This window comes from Aliidiomarina iranensis (assembly GCF_003987135.1).
Taxonomy (GTDB): domain Bacteria; phylum Pseudomonadota; class Gammaproteobacteria; order Enterobacterales; family Alteromonadaceae; genus Aliidiomarina; species Aliidiomarina iranensis.
Map to the genome: position 1 here is coordinate 505,460 of NZ_PIPJ01000001.1, position 18,364 is coordinate 523,823.

The following is an 18,364-nucleotide window of genomic DNA, read 5'->3' on the forward strand; positions in this document are numbered from 1 at the left end:
TAAAGAAAATGGAAAAATTAGTTGTTCAAGGTGGCACTCGTTTAGCGGGCGATGTGCGTATATCTGGCGCAAAAAACGCCGCCCTTCCGATTTTGCTGGCCTCTATTCTTGCTAAAAGCGGCGTTCTGATTCACAACGTGCCGCGCTTGCAAGATGTGGAAACCTCATTAGATTTGCTCGCTGAACTAGGCATTCCGCACCAGCGCGAGGCAGATAATAGCTACTTAATTACGCCGCCCGATGAGCATGGGCACATTGCGCCCTATGAGTTAGTAAAAACCATGCGGGCCTCAATCTTAGTGCTCGGCCCATTACTTGCGAAATGTGGAAAAGCGGAAGTTTCCTTGCCTGGCGGCTGCGCCATTGGTGCTCGGCCGGTAAATCTGCACATTGAAGGGATGCGGCAAATGGGCGCGGAAGTGGTTGTGGAAAATGGCTACATCAAGGCTCATGTACCGGCAACATTAGGTGGCCGTTTACAGGGTGCGCACATCATTATGGATATGGTGAGCGTTACCGGTACCGAAAATCTGATGATGGCGGCGGCGTTAGCCAATGGCATTACGGTGATTGAAAACGCCGCTCGCGAACCAGAAATTATTGATTTAGCAAACTTTTTAAACGCTTTGGGCGCCGATGTGCGCGATGCGGGCAGTGATACAATCACGATTCATGGGGTAGAATCGCTGCATGGCGGCGAATATAGAGTTTTGCCCGATCGAATTGAAACCGGTACGTTTTTGGTAGCGGCGTTGGCTACCCAAGGCCATATAAGATGCACGCATACGAATCCAGATTTTTTAGATTCAGTGCTGAAAAAATTAACCGAGGCGGGCGCGGAAATTCGCAAAGGCCCCGATTGGATAGAGCTTATCAGCCATGGTAGGCCTCGCGCTGTGAATGTAGTTACGGCACCGCATCCTGCTTTTCCAACCGATATGCAGGCGCAGTTTATTGCTTTGAATAGTATTGCTGAGGGAACGTGTTGGGTGCGGGAAACTATTTTTGAAAATCGATTCATGCACGTGCCTGAGCTGCGGCGCATGGGTGCGAACATCGAATTGGAAGGCAACACAGCCATTTGCACTGGCGTGGAAAAGCTCACCGGCGCCCAAGTTATGTGCACCGATTTGCGCGCTTCCGCTTCGCTAGTGATTGCGGGCATGGTGGCGCAAGGTACCACTGAAGTTGAACGGGTATATCACATTGATCGGGGCTATGAAGCGATTGAAACTAAATTAGCTGGCCTAGGTGCGCAGATTGAGCGGGCGAAGATGTGCCCAACACGTATCAAGCGCACACAAGATTAATAAGCAGGTTATTGCAGTTTGGTGGTTGTTGCTACTAGGGCTTATTGCAGTTGCTCTATGGTAACAACAACCGACATTTGCCGGTTACCGCGATAGAATTTGATTTCTAACTCGGTACCTGGCGCCGCTTCGGCAACAAGATCTAAGCCTTGGTTCACCGACGTTACCGCGCGGCCGCTGATTTCATAAATCAAATCACCTACACGTAAGCCAGCTCGATATGCTGGCCCTTGCTCAACAACCTCATCAACCTGTAAGCCGCGTGCGCCAATATCATCACTGTAATATTGTCCGGCAGTTATACCAAGAAACCCGCGTGTTACCGTGCCCTCATCGATAAGCTGGCGCATGATGCGTTGTGCCAGTGGGTAAGCAAGCGCAAAATAAATACCTTGCGAACCGCGGCTGCTAAATTCCGATTGATACGAAGCGCTCGCAATGCCTACTAGCTCCCCCCGCGTGTTTACCACGGCGCCACCCGAATTACCTTCGTTTATCGCTGCATCAATTTGAATAAACTCAGCATAAGGGCTGCCCAAGCTAATGCGGCCCGTAGCGGAAATAATACCTTGGGTTACGGTTTGGCCTAAGTTGTAAGGATTGCCAATTGCAAGTACAACATCGCCCGCGCGAGGGTTGTATTCTTGATTTACGGTAATGATAGGTAAGTTACTTGCATCGATGCGCAGCACCGCTAAATCAGTGAGCTCATCGCTCCCTACTAATTGGGCGCCAAATAGGCGGCCATCTTGCAGCGCAACTTCGATTTGATCTACATTTTGCACAACATGCAAAGCGGTTAAGATATAGCCTCCCGAATCTACAATAATGCCTGAGCCTAGGCGCATAGCGGTAGCTGGTTGGCTGCGCAGGCGGCCATCGCGAACTGATTGGGCGGTGTAGATATTAACTACTGCTGGTGCGGCTTTTTGAAAGGCGCTGGAGAAGCTTACCAATTCGCTGCTGTTTAGCGGGGGTTGTTGTTGTGAACTTGGTTCACGAGTGAGCACCCATAGCACAATAAAAGCAACAACCACGCCTAAAAGCGCGGGTTTTAAAAAGTATTGCGTGAACATATCGCTTAGTGTGCTTTTAGGGCGCTGCTTTGCCGTCATGAGAGCCTACAGGTGTTATATCGCAAATTATCAATGGCCTAGCGGAAGCGAGTTCGGCGGCATAGTAAATCGCATATTGGTGAAATATAACACTAAATATAGCAGGAAAGGCTGGCCTCTGATAGAGGCCAGCTGATAATAGAAGGGCTTTAGTTTGGTAATACGAGGTATAGTTGCGAGTTGCCTCGGCGTAAATTCAAGGCTACTACGCCTTGGGCATTCTCAATCATATTTTGTAACTCGCGGGTTGTGCTCACTGCTTGCCGGTTTACGGCAATGATCACATCGTCCTCGCGCAAGCCAATGCGTTCAGCAGGTGAGTTGCTTTCAACCGTGGTTACTACAACGCCTTCGCGCTCCACAGTGCTGAGTTCGGCACCCCGTAAGGCTGGGTGCAACAAATCTGCAGTAATTTGTTGGCTCTCTTGGCGATCTAGCTCAACGGTAACCTTCAGCTCTTCGCCTTCGCGCAGCAAGGTAAGCTCGATAGTACGCCCTGCACCAATGGTTCCCACTTTCGCTGCTAACTCAGCGAAGGAGTAAACCGGTGTTCCGTTGAGTTCCAAAATAACGTCACCCGCCTCAATTCCTGCACGTTGAGCCGCGCTATCATCAATCACTTCGCTTACCCAAGCGCCTTGTGCGCGGTTGATTTCTAAAGCTTCGGCTAATTCTTGGGTGAGGTTACCACCGCGAACACCTAACACACCGCGGCGTACTTCCCCAAACTCCACAATTTGTTCAACTAAGTTGTTCATCATGTTCGCGGGAATGGCGAAACCAATTCCAATGTTACCGCCGGTTGGGCCGAGAATAGCCGTATTAATTCCAATTAAGTTGCCTTCTAAATCAACTAAGGCACCACCGGAGTTACCACTATTAATCGCGGCATCTGTTTGAATAAAGTTTTCTAAGCGATCAACGCCCAGGCCGCTGCGGCCTAGCGCAGAAACAATTCCAGAAGTAACGGTTTGGCCGAGGCCAAATGGATTGCCGATAGCTACTACAAAATCGCCCACCCGCAACTGATCAGAATTGCCGATTTCGATAGCCACAAGATTTTCTGGATTTTTCAATTCTAGTAGCGCAATATCCGATTCCTCATCACGGCCTAATACTGTGGCATCAAATTGTCGGCCATCGCGCAGCGTTACCGTAATTTCGGTAGCGTCATCGATTACGTGAGCGTTAGTGACTACAAAGCCCTCTTCGGCATTAATAATCACACCTGATCCCAAACCTTGAAAGGGTTGCTCACGCACTTCTTCACGAGGGGAATTAGGTCCAAAAAAGAACCTGAATGCCTCAGGCAAACGCTGGCGCGTAACGCGTTTCCCTTGCACGGAGATATTCACAACCGCTGGGGTTACTTCCTCGAGCATGGGCGCGAGGGTAGGTACACCGCGCTCATTGGTATGGGCGGCCGGAAAGTTGGCATAGGCTTGGCCGTTTGCCTGGGCTGCTTGAGTTACCTGCGGTGCTTGAGCGGCGTGGGCGCTTTGCAATGGTTGCAATGCAGTTGTTGCTATGAGCGCACTGGTGATCACAACAGTGGTAATAAACGACGTTACTTTTCTCATCAATATTACTCCGAATAAACATCTATTGTTCAGGGTATAAACCATTGAAGGTATAAACTACTGACCATCAAAATCGGAAATAAGTTCGGCGGGAAAAGATTTCAAGGGGTGAAATACGCAAACAGAGCGTTGAAACGCTCTGTTTGCGTATTTAATTGATGAATTAAAGAGCGAGGAAAAGTGTTTGTGCGCTGCAACCGTTATTAAAGTATTTATGCGTTTCAGCTCTAACTCATTAGTGCGGCTAACTAATGTTGTTTAACCAATGCTGTTTAACCGATGCCTCCATGGCGCTTTAAGTAGTGCACACTCCATGGGGTTTGCTGGTAAAGCCGCTAATCTTCCTTCATGGCTTTCGGCACAGGAGTAAACAAACCACTACCTGGTTCCGAATAATCACGTGGCGGTGTCTCGTCAGCAAGCTCGCTATCATCCCGGCGATCCCGATTTAGGGTATTGGCTTTGCGAATGGAGCGAATTGTTTCTTCTGAGAATAGGAGCGGCTGCTGCCAATCTTTATCTTGCTCGAGCAAATGTTGGCTATCTTGCAAAAATAGGTTCAAGCGGTGTTGAATATCCGTTACTTCCGAGGCCAATTGGCGGGCCGAAGCGAGTTGCTCTACCACATCTTTGCGGTAGGCTTCAAACTGCTGCTGAGAATTTTCAATTTGCATTTTCAGTTCGGCGGCATCGCCGGTTTTCGCTAAATAAAGACGCGCTAAAAAGAAACCAATGATAGCACCTGCAATTAGCAGCAAAATCCCAATTAACCAATCCATATCTTGTTCCTCGATTTGGGCTACATATTATATATAGCATGATGGTATCATGTAATCATTCCAACAGTCGTCAGATGTCAGGCAAATTTGTGGTTGAAAACGTAAAAACTCCTTTAGCAGCATATGAACGTGATTTAGCCCGCGCAGATTTTCACCATGATCCTGCGCAAGAGGAGGCTGTGCGGCATCTTCAACGTTTATATGAAGATCTTATCGAGCATAAACCAGCGAAAGGCTTAAAAAAACTCTCCCGAACTTTACTTAAGAAATCAAAAGCACCGATAAAAGGGCTGTATTTCTGGGGTGGAGTAGGCCGCGGGAAAACTTATTTAGTTGATACTTTTTATAATGCGCTGCCCTTTGAGCGCAAGTGGCGCGTGCATTTCCATCGATTTATGCATCGTGTGCACACAGAACTGAAGGCATTAAAAGGCAAATCTGATCCGTTACCAATTATTGCGGCTAAATTCGCTGCTGAGGCGCGGGTAATTTGTTTCGATGAATTTTTTGTTCAAGATATCACCGATGCAATGATTCTCGGCACGTTACTCGAAGCCTTGTTTGCGGAAGGTGTTGTTCTGGTGGCAACTTCGAATATCGTACCCGATGATTTGTATAAAAATGGCTTGCAACGGGCTCGCTTTCTACCTGCCATTAAGCTATTGAATCAACATTGCGAAGTAGTGAATGTTGATGGTGGCGTAGATTATCGCTTACGCACTCTTACCCAAGCCGAAATTTATCATTCTCCCCTTGATGAAGCGGCCGACGACAATCTCGTACGTTACTTCTATCAACTTGCCCCAGAGCATCAGGCACACCGGTGTGATGAGCATATTGAAATTAACGGGCGTAACCTATTAGTGCGTTGTGAAGCCGATGATGTTGCGTTCTTTGATTTTAAAGAGCTATGCGAAGGGCCGCGTAGCCAGAACGATTACATTGAGTTAGCACGTTTATACCACGCGATTTTAGTAAGTAACGTGCCACAACTCGGGCGTGAAAAAGACGATGCCGTACGCCGTTTTATTGCTTTGGTAGATGAGTTTTACGAGCACAAAGTAAAGCTGATTATATCGGCGGCGGTACCCATGCAGGATCTCTATTCTGGTGGCACTTTGAACTTCGAGTTTCGCCGCTGTTTGAGCCGTTTACAAGAAATGCAATCCCATGCTTATTTGGGCCTTGAACACTTACCATAATTTAATCGGATCTAAGCATGATCGCCGTTGCGTTTAACTACGTCCGTGTATATAATACCCGCCGCCCACGTTACCTCCCCCGGTTTAAAGCGGGGTGAAACATTATTGGCATTTCGCGGGGAAGCCCGGAGAGCCGCAGGTAAACTCATGAATTTGGGTAATAGATAACTCATGAAAACATTTGTAGCAAAAGCAGAAACTGTAAAGCGCGACTGGTTCGTAGTTGATGCAGACGGAAAAACTCTTGGTCGTTTGGCCACTGAAGTAGCAACTCGTTTGCGCGGTAAGCACAAACCTGAATATACTCCACACGTGGATACTGGCGATTACATCGTAATCATCAACGCTGAAAAAATTACCGTAACAGGTAACAAAGCGAAAGATAAAATGTATCATTCGCACAGCGGATATCCTGGTGGTCTGAAGTCTATCAGCTTTGAAAAGCTACAGGCGAAGAAGCCAGAAATGATCATCGAAGCAGCCGTAAAAGGCATGTTGCCGCGTGGTCCTTTGGGTCGTGCCATGTTCCGTAAGCTTAAAGTGTTTGCGGGTCCTGAGCATGCACATGTAGCTCAGCAGCCTAAAACTTTAGAGATTTAATACGGAGCATATTATGGCAGATAATCAATACTACGGTACAGGTCGTCGCAAAAGCTCTACAGCTCGCGTATTTATGCGTGCTGGCGGCGGTGACATCAAAATCAATAATCGTACGCTCGAAGAATATTTCGGTCGTGAAACTGCTCGCATGGTAGTGCGTCAGCCTTTAGAACTTCTTGAAGTAACTGAGAAGTTTGATTTGTACATCACTGTTACTGGTGGTGGTACTACTGGCCAAGCAGGTGCAATTCGCCACGGTATTACTCGTGCGTTGATGCAATACGATGAAGCCTTGCGCGGCGATTTACGTAAAGCGGGTTATGTTACTCGTGACGCGCGTAAAGTTGAGCGTAAGAAAGTGGGTCTACATAAAGCGCGTAAGCGTCCACAATTCTCCAAACGTTAAGTTGGAATTGGCAGACCTACAAAAGCCCGGCTCAGTCCGGGCTTTTTTTATTTCAACTGCACTAAATATTATATAAACTTACCTCTGCTAAGCCTCATTTTTACTGCATTTCACAAGAATCAAAATTAAGCTCCTCGAACGAAAAATAAACCGCAGATCTATCCGATTTGATCAACCGTTTACCTTGTAAATAGAGTGAATTTTCATTATGATTGGACAGATTTTTTTTCGTGCGAGCATTGAGTTAAATTAGCTGCGTAATTTCGCACAGCGTCCAAATTGGAGAGAGATGGATGAGCAATGCGCCTGTAGATAAAGGCCGCCGTCGGTTTCTGACCGTTGCTACTTCGGTAGTGGGTGGTGCAGGAGTTGTTGGTGCTGCCGTGCCTTTTATAGCTTCATGGAATCCGAGCGCAAAAGCCCGCATAGCGGGTGCTCCGGTAGAAATGAAGATAGATAAAATTGAGCCGGGTCAGTTGGTTCGATCTGAATGGCGAGGAAGCCCTGTGTGGGTTATTCGCCGTACTCAAGCCATGATAGATAGTTTATCCCTAGTGGAAGACAATCTACGTGACCCAGGTTCCGAACAGCCACAACAACCTGAATATGCGAAGAACCAACATCGGTCGATTGACCCTGAATGGTTCGTGGCCGTAGGTATATGTACGCATTTAGGCTGCTCACCGCAGTTTATTACCCGCGATTTCGGTTCGATGGAAGGTGTTGATGCGGGCTTCTTCTGCCCTTGTCACGGTTCTCGTTTCGATATTGCTGGCCGCGTATATCAAGGTGTTCCCGCACCAACTAACCTAATGATTCCACCGCATTACTTCGTTGACGATGCAACGATTCTAATCGGTGAAGAAGAGGGAGCAGCCTAATGTCCTTATTAAACTGGATTGATAAACGCATTCCCTTTAGCAACACCATGAAGTTGCACATTACTGAATACCCAGCGCCGAAAAACTTTAACTTTTGGTATCTAATGGGTTCGTTAGCGATTGTGGTGTTAGTGAACCAAATCGTTACCGGTATCTGGTTAACTATGAGCTACACACCAAGTGCGGAAGGGGCGTTTGCTTCCGTAGAATACATCATGCGTGATGTTGAATTCGGTTGGTTGTTGCGTTACATGCACTCCACCGGTGCCTCAGCGTTCTTTGTTGTGGTGTATCTGCACATGTTCCGCGGCATGATGTACGGCTCGTATCAGAAACCACGGGAGTTACTGTGGATCTTCGGTATGCTCATCTTCCTAGTGTTGATGGCTGAAGCCTTTATGGGTTATCTACTACCTTGGGGGCAAATGTCTTACTGGGGTGCGCAGGTAATCATTTCATTGTTCAGTGCCATTCCTATTGTGGGTGAAGATCTTACAACCTGGATTCGGGGTGATTATGTTATCTCCGGTGCCACGCTGAACCGTTTCTTCGCGTTACACGTGATTGCGCTTCCGTTAGTGATTGTGATTTTGGTGTTCTTGCACTTAATCGCGTTACACGAAGTGGGCTCTAACAACCCTGATGGCGTAGATATCAAAAAGCCAAAAGGTACTGTGAAACCAGAAGAACAGGCTAAATATAAGTTCCACCCACGCTACACTGATAAGTACGATATTGTGGATGCTATTCCGTTCCACCCGTATTACACAGTGAAAGATATCGTTGGTTTGGTTGGCTTCTTGATTCTATGTTCTTTGGTGATTTTCTATGCACCAACGATGGGCGGGTTTTTCCTAGAGCCACCAAACTTCACAGCTGCAGATCCAATGAAAACACCGGATCACATTGCACCGGTTTGGTACTTCACGCCTTTCTACGCAATTTTGCGCGCCATACCAGATAAGCTTGGCGGTGTAATCGCCATGTTCTTAGCTATCGTTATGTTGGCGTTGTTGCCGTGGTTAGATAGAGCGAAAGCACGTTCAATTCGTTACCGCAGTAAGCTACATAAGTTGAACTTAGCTCAGTTTGTAATCAGCTTCATTATCTTAGGTTACTTGGGTGTGATGCCGGCAACTGATTTATACACGCTAATGGCTCGAATCTTTACAGCGTTGTACTTCGGGTTCTTCATATTCCTGTTCTTGTATAGTAAGAATGAGAAGATTAAGCCACTGCCTGAGAGGTTAACGAAATGATGAAGCGATTTCTAATGGCTCTTGCCTTACTAATACCTGCTGCAGCTATTGCAGCAGGGTATTCAGGACCGCTAGATAAGGCGGATATTGATCTGAAGGATAAAGCTTCATTACAAAGCGGTGCGCAGATATTCATGAACTATTGCCTTGGTTGCCATAGCATGGAATATCAGCGCTATCAGCGTACCTTTGAAGATTTGGATATTCCTCTAGATCTAGGTGAAGAATTTCTTCAGTTCACTGGTGATGGTGTAGGTTCTCATAAATTTTCAGCGATCGATGAAGAAGCCTCGGCGGATTGGTTTGGTTTAACACCACCAGACCTAACCATGGTTGCGCGAGTACGTGGTGCTGATTGGCTATACACCTATTTCCGTAGTTTCTATGTTGATGAAAGCCGCCCATTCGGCGTGAACAACGAAGTATTTGAAAACGTGGGTATGCCGCACGTATTACAAGAACTTCAAGGTGTTCCGCGGAAAACTTGGGAACGTCGTATGGTCGACGGTGAAATGAAAGAAGTTTACGTGGGTATCAAATCAGATGGCACAGGCTCTATGAGCGAAGAAGAGTTTGATCAGGCGATGCTCGATCTTACTAACTTCCTTGTTTACACCGGTGAACCAATGATTTTAGAACGTCAGCGCATGGGTATGTTTGTAATTGGTTTCTTACTGGTTCTTCTTATCCTTAGTATCATGCTGAAGAAAGAATACTGGCGCGACGTTAAGTAATTATCCTCGCTAGGTATTTGAAAGATAAGTTATATTTTCGGGGGCGAAATTTCGCCCCCTTTGCTGTTTTCAGAGAGTGGAGAATCTTATGGCTGTTGCTGCCAATAAGCGTTCAGTAATGACCCTTTATTCAGGGAAAGATGATTTGTTCAGCCATCAAACACGTATCGTGTTGGCTGAAAAAGGTGTAACGGTAGAAATTGCATATGTAGAACAGGACAATCAACCGGAAGATCTGTTGCAGTTAAACCCATACGCCGATAACGTGCCCACCTTAGTTGATCGTGAGTTGGTGTTGTACAAAGCACAAATCATCATGGAATACCTTGATGAGCGATTTCCACATCCGCCATTAATGCCAGTTTATCCTGTTGCTCGTGGCACTAGCCGTTTGATGATGTACCGCATCGAGCGCGATTGGTATGCGCTTGCCGATACTATTTTAACGGGCAGCAAAAAAGAAGCCGAAGCAGCTCGCCAAGAATTGAAAGAGAGTTTGTTAGCGCTTGCACCGGTATTCTCGGAAATGCCGTATTTCATGAGTGAAGAGTTCACGCTAGTAGATTGCTATTTGGCTCCGCTGTTATGGCGTTTGCCCGTGTATGGTATTGAATTAGCAGGCACAGGCGCAAAAGAAGTAAAATCTTACATGCTACGTGTTTTTGATCGGGAATCTTTCCGTGATTCGCTTACAGAAGATGAACGCGAAATCGGCCGTAGTTAATTCTATTAGTGAGAAATAGTGTGGGCTAACGGGCAAAATTCACGGTAAGTAGTGCTTTTTGCCTGTTAGCTAAAATCGCAAACTAATTAACCGGTAGCGGCTACAAGTATATTTTCTTCCGATTTTTGGCTTGCAGCCTTTACCGGATAATTGATTCCATTTATTCAATGAAGAGTATGGCAATCTAACTATGACACCTAAACGACCTTATATTTTGCGCGCTCTTTATGAGTGGTTAGTTGAAAATGATTTAACACCACACCTTGTGGTGGATGCAGAATATCCGCGAGTAGAAGTGCCTCAGCAGTTTGTTCAAGATGGCCAAATTGTACTAAATGTTGCTCCAGGCGCGGTGCAGAACATGCTTATGGCGAACGAGGAAGTAAGCTTTCGCACTCGTTTTAATGGGCAAGATCAAAGAATCATTCTGCCCATGGGTGCGTTGTTAGCCATTTATGCACGCGAGAATGGTGCTGGCACAATTTTTGAGCCAGAAGATGCGTATATTGCAGCTGCTGATAAAGATGGCGGTTCAGAGGGTTTAGTGCCGGTAGAAACAACAGATACGGATATCAATTCTGAAGCACCAGAAACAACAGAAAAACCCAAAAAAGGCCCAAAACTCACCGTAGTAAAGTAGAGGCTCGGCCTTAAGGTTTACCCTTAAGGCGGAGTAAGTTAACTTATTTCACGTTGAGTGACCGCAAGTTAGCTTAGCGAATGGTAAGAACGTCGATAACCTTGTTTACACCACGGACATTTCGAGCAATATCAATTGCTCTATCGGCACTTTCACGATCAACAATACCCAGTAAAAACACTTCATTATTTTCAGTGATCACTTTAATACCTGAAATATCGTATTCTTGATCCCGTAACAGCAAGGCTTTAACTCGAGTGGTAATCCAAGTGTCGTCGGCCCGGGCCACTAAGTTCGCCACATCATCAATACGAATTTGATTATATACCCTTACCACGCCCTCTATATCACGCGCTTGTCGCTCGGCTTGGCGAGCGATATCTTCGTTCGCTGCTTGCCCATAAAGCAGTATATCGCCGTTGTATACAACAAACTTAACACGTTGATCATCGAACGCATTACTTTCCCGAAAGGCCGATGAGGCTCGCAAACGCAGGCCAGTGTCATCGATTTGTTGATTTACTTCCCGGTTATCCAAAACAACCGCAGTACCGCCTACCGTTGCGCCCACTACTGCAGCAGCACAACCTTGTAAGAATGGAACCAGCAAAATGATTAAAAGGAACCACTTCTGAAACACGGTGTTACCCCCCATGGAAAATACGTTGCTCAATTAAATCACAGAGTAGTTGGCTAAGAAATAGTTGCTGTTCAACAATACGTAGCGCACTGGTAGTTGGAATCCGCACCTCAATATCAGCAGGCCCCAACAAACTGGTAATTTCTTGCGCATCATCGCCAATAATCGCAATGATTGTCATTTCTCGCGAAAGCGCCGCTTCCATAGCTTGGTGCACACGCTCCGATTGTTGTTCACTAACAAAGGCTATCAACAAATCACCCGCCGAACCTAAAGCGCTAAGTTGCCGCGCTAAACATGCATCTTTACTGATATGCGTAGAATTGCCATTTAAGGTAATTGCCGGAAAAGGCGGGCGTTCAAGCTGGCTACCTTGCAACAACAGATCAGTAAAATGCTCGGCAATAAAGCTGCTTTTGCCATCACCACAGGAAAAAACACGGCGGCCTTCAAGTAACGATGAAACCATTAAATCAGTGGCATGTTGAATCGAAGCAGTAAGGGTATCCGAGGCTGCCACTTGAATCTGTATGCTCTCGTTAAAATAGGCCTTTATGGTATCTTGCATACTTAAAATGCGTCCTTAAACCATTCAATATGAAAGGGCTCGCCGGTGATTATTATCAAATCAAAGCGGCAATAAGTTCGATGCTCAATCAGCTTTTCGCTCGCCATCCAAGCCCTCGCTGCATACTTGATTCGCTCTAACTGCGATACACGGAGCTGTTCTAATACTTTGGCAAAATGCTGATTGCGGCGATATTTTACTTCAACAAAAACTAAATATTGACCATCTTTGAGAATTAAATCAATTTCCGCGTGATGAACGCGCTGATTTCGAGCTAGCGGCAGTAAGCCCCGCTCCTTTAAGTATTGTTCAGCCAATACTTCGTAGTTAGTTCCCACCTCGCGAGTTGACATAGCTTTGCACTTCCAGTTTGATTTCGTGTTCATCAAACCTAGCCCAATCTAACTCGCGTTCAACAATTTGATTAGAAATACGTAATTGCCCAGTTAAGCCCGGATATTGATACCCAGGGTAACGCAGCATAATGGCAAATTTTGGCGCCATTGCAAACGCATCAAAGCCCATGGCAACTAAACGCTGACGATTGAGTGTCCATGGCAACATAGCATTGCTCAATTGTTGCTTGAGGTTGCTTTCTAAATCATCTCGCAATACCCATGGCGCATCAGAGAAAAACACCGAATCGAGGTCATTCTCACCCAAACTACGTTGCTCTTGGTGTATTGCGCTACTTGCGTATACCGGAATGCGGTTGCCAAAGGCGCTCAAGTTTACATCAATGAAAGGTTTAAGCAGGCGCACTTGGTTGGCATCACCTAATAAATAAATGGCATCAACATCTTGCCGGCTGCGCACCTCGAAGTAGAGTTCGGGAGCCTCGCCACGGGTTGAACGCAAACTACGATCGTTAACTAAAGCACTCTCTATTGCATCAATTCTGTTTTGGCTCGACGTTACATTGAGTGCTTCTTGCACGGCATCGGCCATATCATTGCTAGATGCATAAAAATTTGCGCGAATACTGAGCGGCCCGTGCTGATCTTGCCACCAGTTTTCTAGCCGAGCAGCGGTACCGCGCCCTCGTTGTGTATCGGGGCCCAATAAAATAATATTTTTATGCCCTTTATCAGCTAACCAGCGAACAGCACTTTCTGCCTCTGATTCAGAATCCAAGGCGAAAAAAGCATGATTCAAGCGTTCAGAAACCTCTGCCGGTGGTTGGTTTAACCATAACTGGCTCCAAGGGCCTTCAGAGTAAGGCAGGAAAGCTTCAATCGCAGCGCGATCTAAGGGGCCAATTACAAAATCAACATTCGCCGCTAGCAATTCAGCTTGCAGCGCCTCAGGATTCAATGTGGCGGTATCATGAAAACTTACAACTTCATCACGATCTGCACTAAGAGCCCCCAGCACGCCATTGCGAACTGACATCCCTAAATCCGCCATTGGCCCGGTTAGGGGAAGAAGTACCGCGATACGAGTTGGCCGCTCGGTTAAAACATCTACGCTTAGCATCTCGGTTACAATATCTTCGGCTGGATGCGCCGGATAAGTGCGTTGCCAAGCCTGCAAGGCACTATCAAGAGGGCGGTTGCTATCTAATGCGAGGGTGAGTTGCTCAATAAGGCTAAACCAACCACGCACTAGTTCATCGCTCTGGTAACGTGATTGCCGCCAATATTCTGCGGGCACTTGCGTGAGCAACTGCCAAATTTCCGACGCTTCAACGTTATCGCTATAACGGCTAAGGAGTATGAGTTGCTGCGCGGCATCTAACCATTCTTCGTTGTTCTGAAACGCTTGAAAACGCAGGGTATAAAGTTGTGTTCGTAGTAGGCGTTGATTGAACTTACCATCCAGCTCAGCGGTTAATTCGAGTACTCGTTGCCAGTTCTCTAGTTCGGCAGCAAAGCGCGCCTTTTGCAGTAACAACCGATTAGCTGCTTCAGGGCGAACTTGCTGAATATTAATAACGCTAAGAACAACCCCTGCCTTTTCCGTGCTACCTTCATCAAGCAATTGTGTGGCAGCGGCAAGCAAGGCTTCTTGCTGTTGATACCCTGGTGCCGCTTTTCTGGCATCTGCCATTAGCATTTCAGCGGTTGTTTCCGGAGTATCTGGGCGTGCTATTTCAGGTGTAGGCTCACCTTCGCTCACCGGCTCGGGCGCTGAACTACAACCCGCCAGCGCAAGAGCACTAACGGCGAAAACAAATATGCAACGGGCTAACTTATTTGGCACAATAACCATCTCATCTAACGAGCGATGCTCTACTATAAACTGCCAATCGCGGTGAAACAAATATCGCTAACCTACAACTGCGTAAAGAGAGCGAAAAATGAAAACCGGAACCTTATATATCGTGCCAACACCAATTGGCAACCTCAATGATATCACGTTACGCGCGCTCGAGGTTCTTCGCAGTGTTGATGTTATTGCCGCTGAGGACACGCGGCATAGTGGTGTGTTGTTGAACCACTTCGGTATCGAGAGCACATTATGGGCGGTGCACGAGCATAACGAACGGCAAAAATCCGAGGCTATAATCCAGCGAATTCAAGAGGGCCAGAGTATTGCCCTGATTAGCGATGCAGGAACCCCGCTGATAAGCGATCCCGGTTACCCGTTAGTGAATGCCTGCCGCAACGCTGGTGTTCCCGTAGTGGCATTGCCAGGGGCATGTGCAGCCATTACTGCGTTATCGGCTTCAGGGCTGCCTACCGATAGGTTCTTATTTTGCGGTTTCTTGTCACCCAAGCAACAAGCTCGATTAACTGCGCTGCAAGCGCTGGAAGATGAAACTGCTACCCTGGTGTTTTATGAAGCCCCGCGCCGAATACTCGATACACTCGCCGCCGTATCTGAAGCCTTAGGCCCGGAACGGTATGTTGTTATTGGCCGCGAAATAACGAAACAATTTGAAACCTACTTAACTGGCACAGTAACTGAAGTGCAAGAAAAAGTGGCCGCCGATACTAACCAACAACGGGGCGAAATGGTGCTGATGATTGCCGGTGCGCCTGCCAATGAACACAATATCCCGGCAGAAGCGCTGCAACTCCTCAATTTATTGAAAAGCGAAGTGCCGCCGAAGAAAGCGGCAAAGTTAGTAGCTAGCCATTATAATTTGCGAGCGAACGATTTATACAAACACATAATTTAGAAATTAAACTGTTGTTAGGGGGTATATCGATGCCCATCTATCTTCGGTTGTTTTCGATTATTTTATTTGCACTTCCAAGCAAACCCGAAGTGGCCGGATAATGCTTTCCCCAGTAAAAAGGCTGGGGTATACTCCCGCTCGGAGTCAGCCAAGGCAATCGCCGCTTGCGTTTAGCGCAAGGGGAGGAAAGTCCGGGCTCCATAGGGCAGGGTGCCAGGTAACGCCTGGGCGGCGTGAGCCGACGACAAGTGCAGCAGAGAGCAAACCGCCGATGGCCTTAGTTTTCGCAAGAAAGCTTGGGATCAGGTAAGGGTGAAAGGGTGCGGTAAGAGCGCACCGCGCGGCTGGTAACAGTTCGTGGCTGGGTAAACTCCACTCGGAGCAAGACCAAATAGGGATTCTTGGGGCGGCCCGCCTCGGATCCGGGTAGGTTGCTTGAGGCTATGGGCGACCATAGCCCTAGACGAATGATTGTCCACGACAAAACCCGGCTTAACGGCTGACTCCAATTTATTCTTGCTTTTGCGATGCCGCAGCGCGTTAAGCGCCTGCGGCATTTATTTTTTCCTGATCTAGTTCTGGCTCAACGCTTAATTTTGTTCACCATAGCGTTCAATTATTGCCGCAATAGGCATCGGCCGAGCAAAATAAAAGCCCTGAATTAAATCAGCACAATGCTTATTCAAAAACTCTACTTGCGTAATTTGCTCCACGCCCTCAGCAACGACATCAATTTCTAGTGCCCGCGCCATGTGAATTAAAGCCGTTAACAACGCGGTTTGGTGCTTATCCTCGGGTACCCGATCGACAAAGCTTTTATCAATTTTCAGCATAGATACGGGGAAATGCTGCAGGTAACTGGTAGACGAGTAGCCCGTTCCGAAATCATCAATGGCTAAGTGGATCCCCTTGTGGTGAATACTTAAAAGTAAATCACGTTGGCGTTCGCGATCTGGTAACAGCATGGATTCGGTGATTTCGAAGGTAAAGTTCTCCGGTTTAATATCGTGTTTTTCCAAAATAGCAAACCAAGCATCTACCGCCATACGATCATAAAACTGATGCGATGAAAAGTTCACCGCTACGCGCCCTTTAATTTTGGCTTTGCGAAACTTGGGGATATCTAGGCAAGTTTGGTTCAATACAAAATTTCCCAACTCGCGGATAGCCCCACTTTTTTCGGCGATGGGAATAAATGCTTTGGGGGGCATTAAGCCATGTTGTGGGTGTTGCCAACGAACTAAGGCTTCCACACTATGCAAAGAGCCATCTTTCGAATTCACCACAGGTTGGTACTCGATAAAAAACTCATCGTTTTTCAGGCCAAGCATAATGGCATGGTGGAGCTCAACATGAGAACTTGCCTGTTCCCGTAACTCTGCGTTAAAAAATGAGGTAGTGCCACGGCCAGTATTCTTCGCGTTATACATGGCTAAATCAGCTGATTTCAGGAGTTCATCCACGGTTTCGCCATCGCTCGGATAAATGGCAATACCGATAGATGAATTAATGATCACATCTTGTTCACCCAAAGTTACTGGTTCATGAATGTGTTGCAGCAATTTTTGTGCCTGAATTTGTGCATGCATGGCTTCAGTTATATTCTTCATCACCACCACAAACTCATCACCGCCCAAACGGGCAACGATATCGTCTTTGCGTAGCGAAGTGCGCAAGCGATTAGCAATAGTGACTAAGAGAGCATCACCTGCCGCATGGCCAAGAGCGTCGTTTACTTCCTTGAAATGATCAAGATCTATAAATAACAAAGCACATTTTTCTCGGCGCCGCTCACAGCTATCCAAATAGCCGGATAGTTGTTCTTGAAAATAATGCCGGTTTGGTAATTCGGTGAGGGTATCAAAACGAGCTTGGCGAGTAATCAAACGAAAAGCATCGCGCAGCCGATGCTGATTAAACAACACTAAGCTGGTTAAAACGGCGAGCAAGCAAGACACGAAGGTGCCTATTAACCACAGAAGTGCGTAAGGATAGTTTTCAGGAATCCAAGAACCATTAATTGGAGCCGCCGCCAGCGCCCATGAACCAGTAGGCAAATGAACTTCCTGAGTGATGGGCTCGCCTTGCCAAACACTGCTATCGCCCAAAATAATAGCACCGTTTATGCCCGAACCATCGATTCCCCGTAAGCTAATGTTTAAAAAGGGATGTTGAACCAAGCCTGCATCGCGAAAAAGCCGCTCATGATCGATAACTTGGGAAATAATCATCGGTGGCTCACCCTCTTTATACGCCACCGGCACCCGAGCGATTAAAGCTGTGCCACCTTGAGTAAGCTGAACCGGGCCATTCAAAGTTATTTCGCCACTGCTCACCGCGGTTAAAAATGAGCTAAGTTGTTCGGGATCACTGCGGTAATCAAAACCAATGGCATTCTCGTTTCCTTCGAGCGGGTAAATAAGCACAATGCGATAGTTCTTGCCTAAGGCTAAATGGCGGATGTGTAATTCCGGTGAGAGTAAGCTAGATGCGATTCTACGAAAACGCTGTTCATCAATGACAGGATTTAGCGTGAGCTCTGTTCTCAATTGCCGAATGGCAATAAGGTTCGCTTGTAACAGGCCCTCGAGGCGTGCTCGCACTGTGGATAATTGCTCCAAGCCAACATAACGATTTGTTTCCACTAAACCTTCGCGATCGGAGTGAATTATGCGAGCCACCACTAATTGGCTACATAAAAACACCACAAGGCCGATCCCTGTAATCCACAGCTTAGCGCGCACGTTTTTACTCCTCGTTTAATTATTAAACAAATAGTTAACGAAAGTAATGAAATGCGCA

18 protein-coding genes and 1 other RNA gene are annotated in these 18,364 nt (G+C 46.9%); 11 read left to right on the forward strand and 8 right to left on the reverse strand.

The window, feature by feature from the left end; genetic code table 11:
* Nucleotides 1-8 precede the first annotated feature (8 nt).
* A complete protein-coding gene (murA, locus tag CWE08_RS02290; protein WP_126765201.1) occupies nt 9-1,310 on the forward strand; it encodes a UDP-N-acetylglucosamine 1-carboxyvinyltransferase in 1,302 nt (433 codons plus the stop codon).
* A gap of 41 nt (nt 1,311-1,351) precedes the next feature.
* Here the strand turns inward: murA and CWE08_RS02295 are convergent, their stop codons facing one another.
* From CWE08_RS02295 to CWE08_RS02310, 3 genes are all read right to left on the reverse strand, one after another.
* On the reverse strand, nt 1,352-2,425 hold the full coding sequence (locus tag CWE08_RS02295) for a trypsin-like peptidase domain-containing protein (protein WP_126765203.1): 1,074 nt from the start codon (nt 2,423-2,425) through the stop codon (nt 1,352-1,354).
* 149 nt (nt 2,426-2,574) lie between these two features.
* Nucleotides 2,575-4,005: a DegQ family serine endoprotease gene (locus tag CWE08_RS02305; protein ID WP_126765205.1), complete on the reverse strand. Its 1,431-nt coding sequence runs from the start codon at nt 4,003-4,005 to the stop codon at nt 2,575-2,577.
* Between the two features lie 335 nt (nt 4,006-4,340).
* On the reverse strand, nt 4,341-4,784 hold the full coding sequence (locus CWE08_RS02310; protein ID WP_126765207.1) for a Z-ring associated ZapG family protein: 444 nt from the start codon (nt 4,782-4,784) through the stop codon (nt 4,341-4,343).
* Nucleotides 4,785-4,858: 74 nt separating this feature from the next.
* Here CWE08_RS02310 and zapE point away from each other — a divergent pair, with 74 nt between their 5' ends.
* The 8 genes from zapE (at nt 4,859) to CWE08_RS02350 (ending at nt 11,230) form a co-directional block, all read left to right on the forward strand.
* Nucleotides 4,859-5,986 (forward strand): cell division protein ZapE, encoded by a 1,128-nt coding sequence (zapE, locus tag CWE08_RS02315; RefSeq protein WP_126765209.1) that lies wholly within the window; start codon nt 4,859-4,861, stop codon nt 5,984-5,986.
* Nucleotides 5,987-6,157: 171 nt separating this feature from the next.
* Nucleotides 6,158-6,586 (forward strand): 50S ribosomal protein L13, encoded by a 429-nt coding sequence (rplM, locus tag CWE08_RS02320; protein WP_126765211.1) that lies wholly within the window; start codon nt 6,158-6,160, stop codon nt 6,584-6,586.
* A gap of 13 nt (nt 6,587-6,599) precedes the next feature.
* Entirely contained in the window at nt 6,600-6,992 is a 393-nt protein-coding gene (rpsI, locus tag CWE08_RS02325) for a 30S ribosomal protein S9 (protein WP_126765213.1), read from the forward strand.
* A gap of 293 nt (nt 6,993-7,285) precedes the next feature.
* The gene (gene petA / locus CWE08_RS02330) at nt 7,286-7,873 is read left to right on the forward strand and encodes a ubiquinol-cytochrome c reductase iron-sulfur subunit (RefSeq protein WP_126765215.1); all 588 of its coding nucleotides are present in this window, start codon (nt 7,286-7,288) and stop codon (nt 7,871-7,873) included.
* Entirely contained in the window at nt 7,873-9,132 is a 1,260-nt protein-coding gene (locus CWE08_RS02335; protein WP_126765217.1) for a cytochrome b, read from the forward strand. The genes petA and CWE08_RS02335 overlap by 1 nt, the downstream gene beginning before the upstream one ends.
* A complete protein-coding gene (locus CWE08_RS02340; RefSeq protein ID WP_126765545.1) occupies nt 9,132-9,866 on the forward strand; it encodes a cytochrome c1 in 735 nt (244 codons plus the stop codon). Before CWE08_RS02335 ends, CWE08_RS02340 begins: the two co-directional genes overlap by 1 nt.
* An 88-nt stretch (nt 9,867-9,954) precedes the next feature.
* The gene (gene sspA / locus CWE08_RS02345) at nt 9,955-10,590 is read left to right on the forward strand and encodes a stringent starvation protein SspA (RefSeq protein WP_126765219.1); all 636 of its coding nucleotides are present in this window, start codon (nt 9,955-9,957) and stop codon (nt 10,588-10,590) included.
* A gap of 190 nt (nt 10,591-10,780) precedes the next feature.
* Nucleotides 10,781-11,230: a ClpXP protease specificity-enhancing factor gene (locus tag CWE08_RS02350; protein WP_126765221.1), complete on the forward strand. Its 450-nt coding sequence runs from the start codon at nt 10,781-10,783 to the stop codon at nt 11,228-11,230.
* A 73-nt stretch (nt 11,231-11,303) separates the two neighbouring features.
* Here CWE08_RS02350 and CWE08_RS02355 read toward each other — a convergent pair whose 3' ends face one another.
* From CWE08_RS02355 to CWE08_RS02370, 4 genes are read right to left on the reverse strand one after another with little or no spacing between them, the layout of a single operon-like run.
* Nucleotides 11,304-11,870: a BON domain-containing protein gene (locus CWE08_RS02355; RefSeq protein ID WP_198677031.1), complete on the reverse strand. Its 567-nt coding sequence runs from the start codon at nt 11,868-11,870 to the stop codon at nt 11,304-11,306.
* A 4-nt stretch (nt 11,871-11,874) separates the two neighbouring features.
* Entirely contained in the window at nt 11,875-12,438 is a 564-nt protein-coding gene (locus tag CWE08_RS02360) for a D-sedoheptulose-7-phosphate isomerase (RefSeq protein WP_126765225.1), read from the reverse strand.
* A 2-nt stretch (nt 12,439-12,440) separates the two neighbouring features.
* The gene (locus tag CWE08_RS02365) at nt 12,441-12,791 is read right to left on the reverse strand and encodes a YraN family protein (protein WP_157981214.1); all 351 of its coding nucleotides are present in this window, start codon (nt 12,789-12,791) and stop codon (nt 12,441-12,443) included.
* Complete coding sequence (locus tag CWE08_RS02370; RefSeq protein ID WP_126765229.1) at nt 12,766-14,700, reverse strand: penicillin-binding protein activator; 1,935 nt, start codon at nt 14,698-14,700, stop codon at nt 12,766-12,768. The genes CWE08_RS02365 and CWE08_RS02370 overlap by 26 nt, the downstream gene beginning before the upstream one ends.
* Before the next feature lie 37 nt (nt 14,701-14,737).
* Between CWE08_RS02370 and rsmI the strand changes: the two genes are divergently transcribed.
* Complete coding sequence (gene rsmI, locus CWE08_RS02375) at nt 14,738-15,562, forward strand: 16S rRNA (cytidine(1402)-2'-O)-methyltransferase (RefSeq protein ID WP_126765231.1); 825 nt, start codon at nt 14,738-14,740, stop codon at nt 15,560-15,562.
* A 140-nt stretch (nt 15,563-15,702) separates the two neighbouring features.
* Nucleotides 15,703-16,073, forward strand: an RNA gene (gene rnpB / locus CWE08_RS02380) — RNase P RNA component class A.
* Nucleotides 16,074-16,152: 79 nt separating this feature from the next.
* Here rnpB and CWE08_RS02385 read toward each other — a convergent pair.
* A complete protein-coding gene (locus tag CWE08_RS02385) occupies nt 16,153-18,306 on the reverse strand; it encodes a putative bifunctional diguanylate cyclase/phosphodiesterase (RefSeq protein ID WP_126765232.1) in 2,154 nt (717 codons plus the stop codon).
* Nucleotides 18,307-18,364: the final 58 nt, after the last annotated feature.

Coding starts and splice junctions, on each gene's coding strand:
- murA (WP_126765201.1), top strand. CDS start 9: ATGGAAAAATTAGTTGTTCAAGGTGGCACTCGTTTAGCGGGCGATGTG.
- CWE08_RS02295 (WP_126765203.1), bottom strand. CDS start 2,425: ATGACGGCAAAGCAGCGCCCTAAAAGCACACTAAGCGATATGTTCACG.
- CWE08_RS02305 (WP_126765205.1), bottom strand. CDS start 4,005: ATGAGAAAAGTAACGTCGTTTATTACCACTGTTGTGATCACCAGTGCG.
- CWE08_RS02310 (WP_126765207.1), bottom strand. CDS start 4,784: ATGGATTGGTTAATTGGGATTTTGCTGCTAATTGCAGGTGCTATCATT.
- zapE (WP_126765209.1), top strand. CDS start 4,859: ATGTCAGGCAAATTTGTGGTTGAAAACGTAAAAACTCCTTTAGCAGCA.
- rplM (WP_126765211.1), top strand. CDS start 6,158: ATGAAAACATTTGTAGCAAAAGCAGAAACTGTAAAGCGCGACTGGTTC.
- rpsI (WP_126765213.1), top strand. CDS start 6,600: ATGGCAGATAATCAATACTACGGTACAGGTCGTCGCAAAAGCTCTACA.
- petA (WP_126765215.1), top strand. CDS start 7,286: ATGAGCAATGCGCCTGTAGATAAAGGCCGCCGTCGGTTTCTGACCGTT.
- CWE08_RS02335 (WP_126765217.1), top strand. CDS start 7,873: ATGTCCTTATTAAACTGGATTGATAAACGCATTCCCTTTAGCAACACC.
- CWE08_RS02340 (WP_126765545.1), top strand. CDS start 9,132: ATGAAGCGATTTCTAATGGCTCTTGCCTTACTAATACCTGCTGCAGCT.
- sspA (WP_126765219.1), top strand. CDS start 9,955: ATGGCTGTTGCTGCCAATAAGCGTTCAGTAATGACCCTTTATTCAGGG.
- CWE08_RS02350 (WP_126765221.1), top strand. CDS start 10,781: ATGACACCTAAACGACCTTATATTTTGCGCGCTCTTTATGAGTGGTTA.
- CWE08_RS02360 (WP_126765225.1), bottom strand. CDS start 12,438: ATGCAAGATACCATAAAGGCCTATTTTAACGAGAGCATACAGATTCAA.
- CWE08_RS02365 (WP_157981214.1), bottom strand. CDS start 12,791: ATGTCAACTCGCGAGGTGGGAACTAACTACGAAGTATTGGCTGAACAA.
- rsmI (WP_126765231.1), top strand. CDS start 14,738: ATGAAAACCGGAACCTTATATATCGTGCCAACACCAATTGGCAACCTC.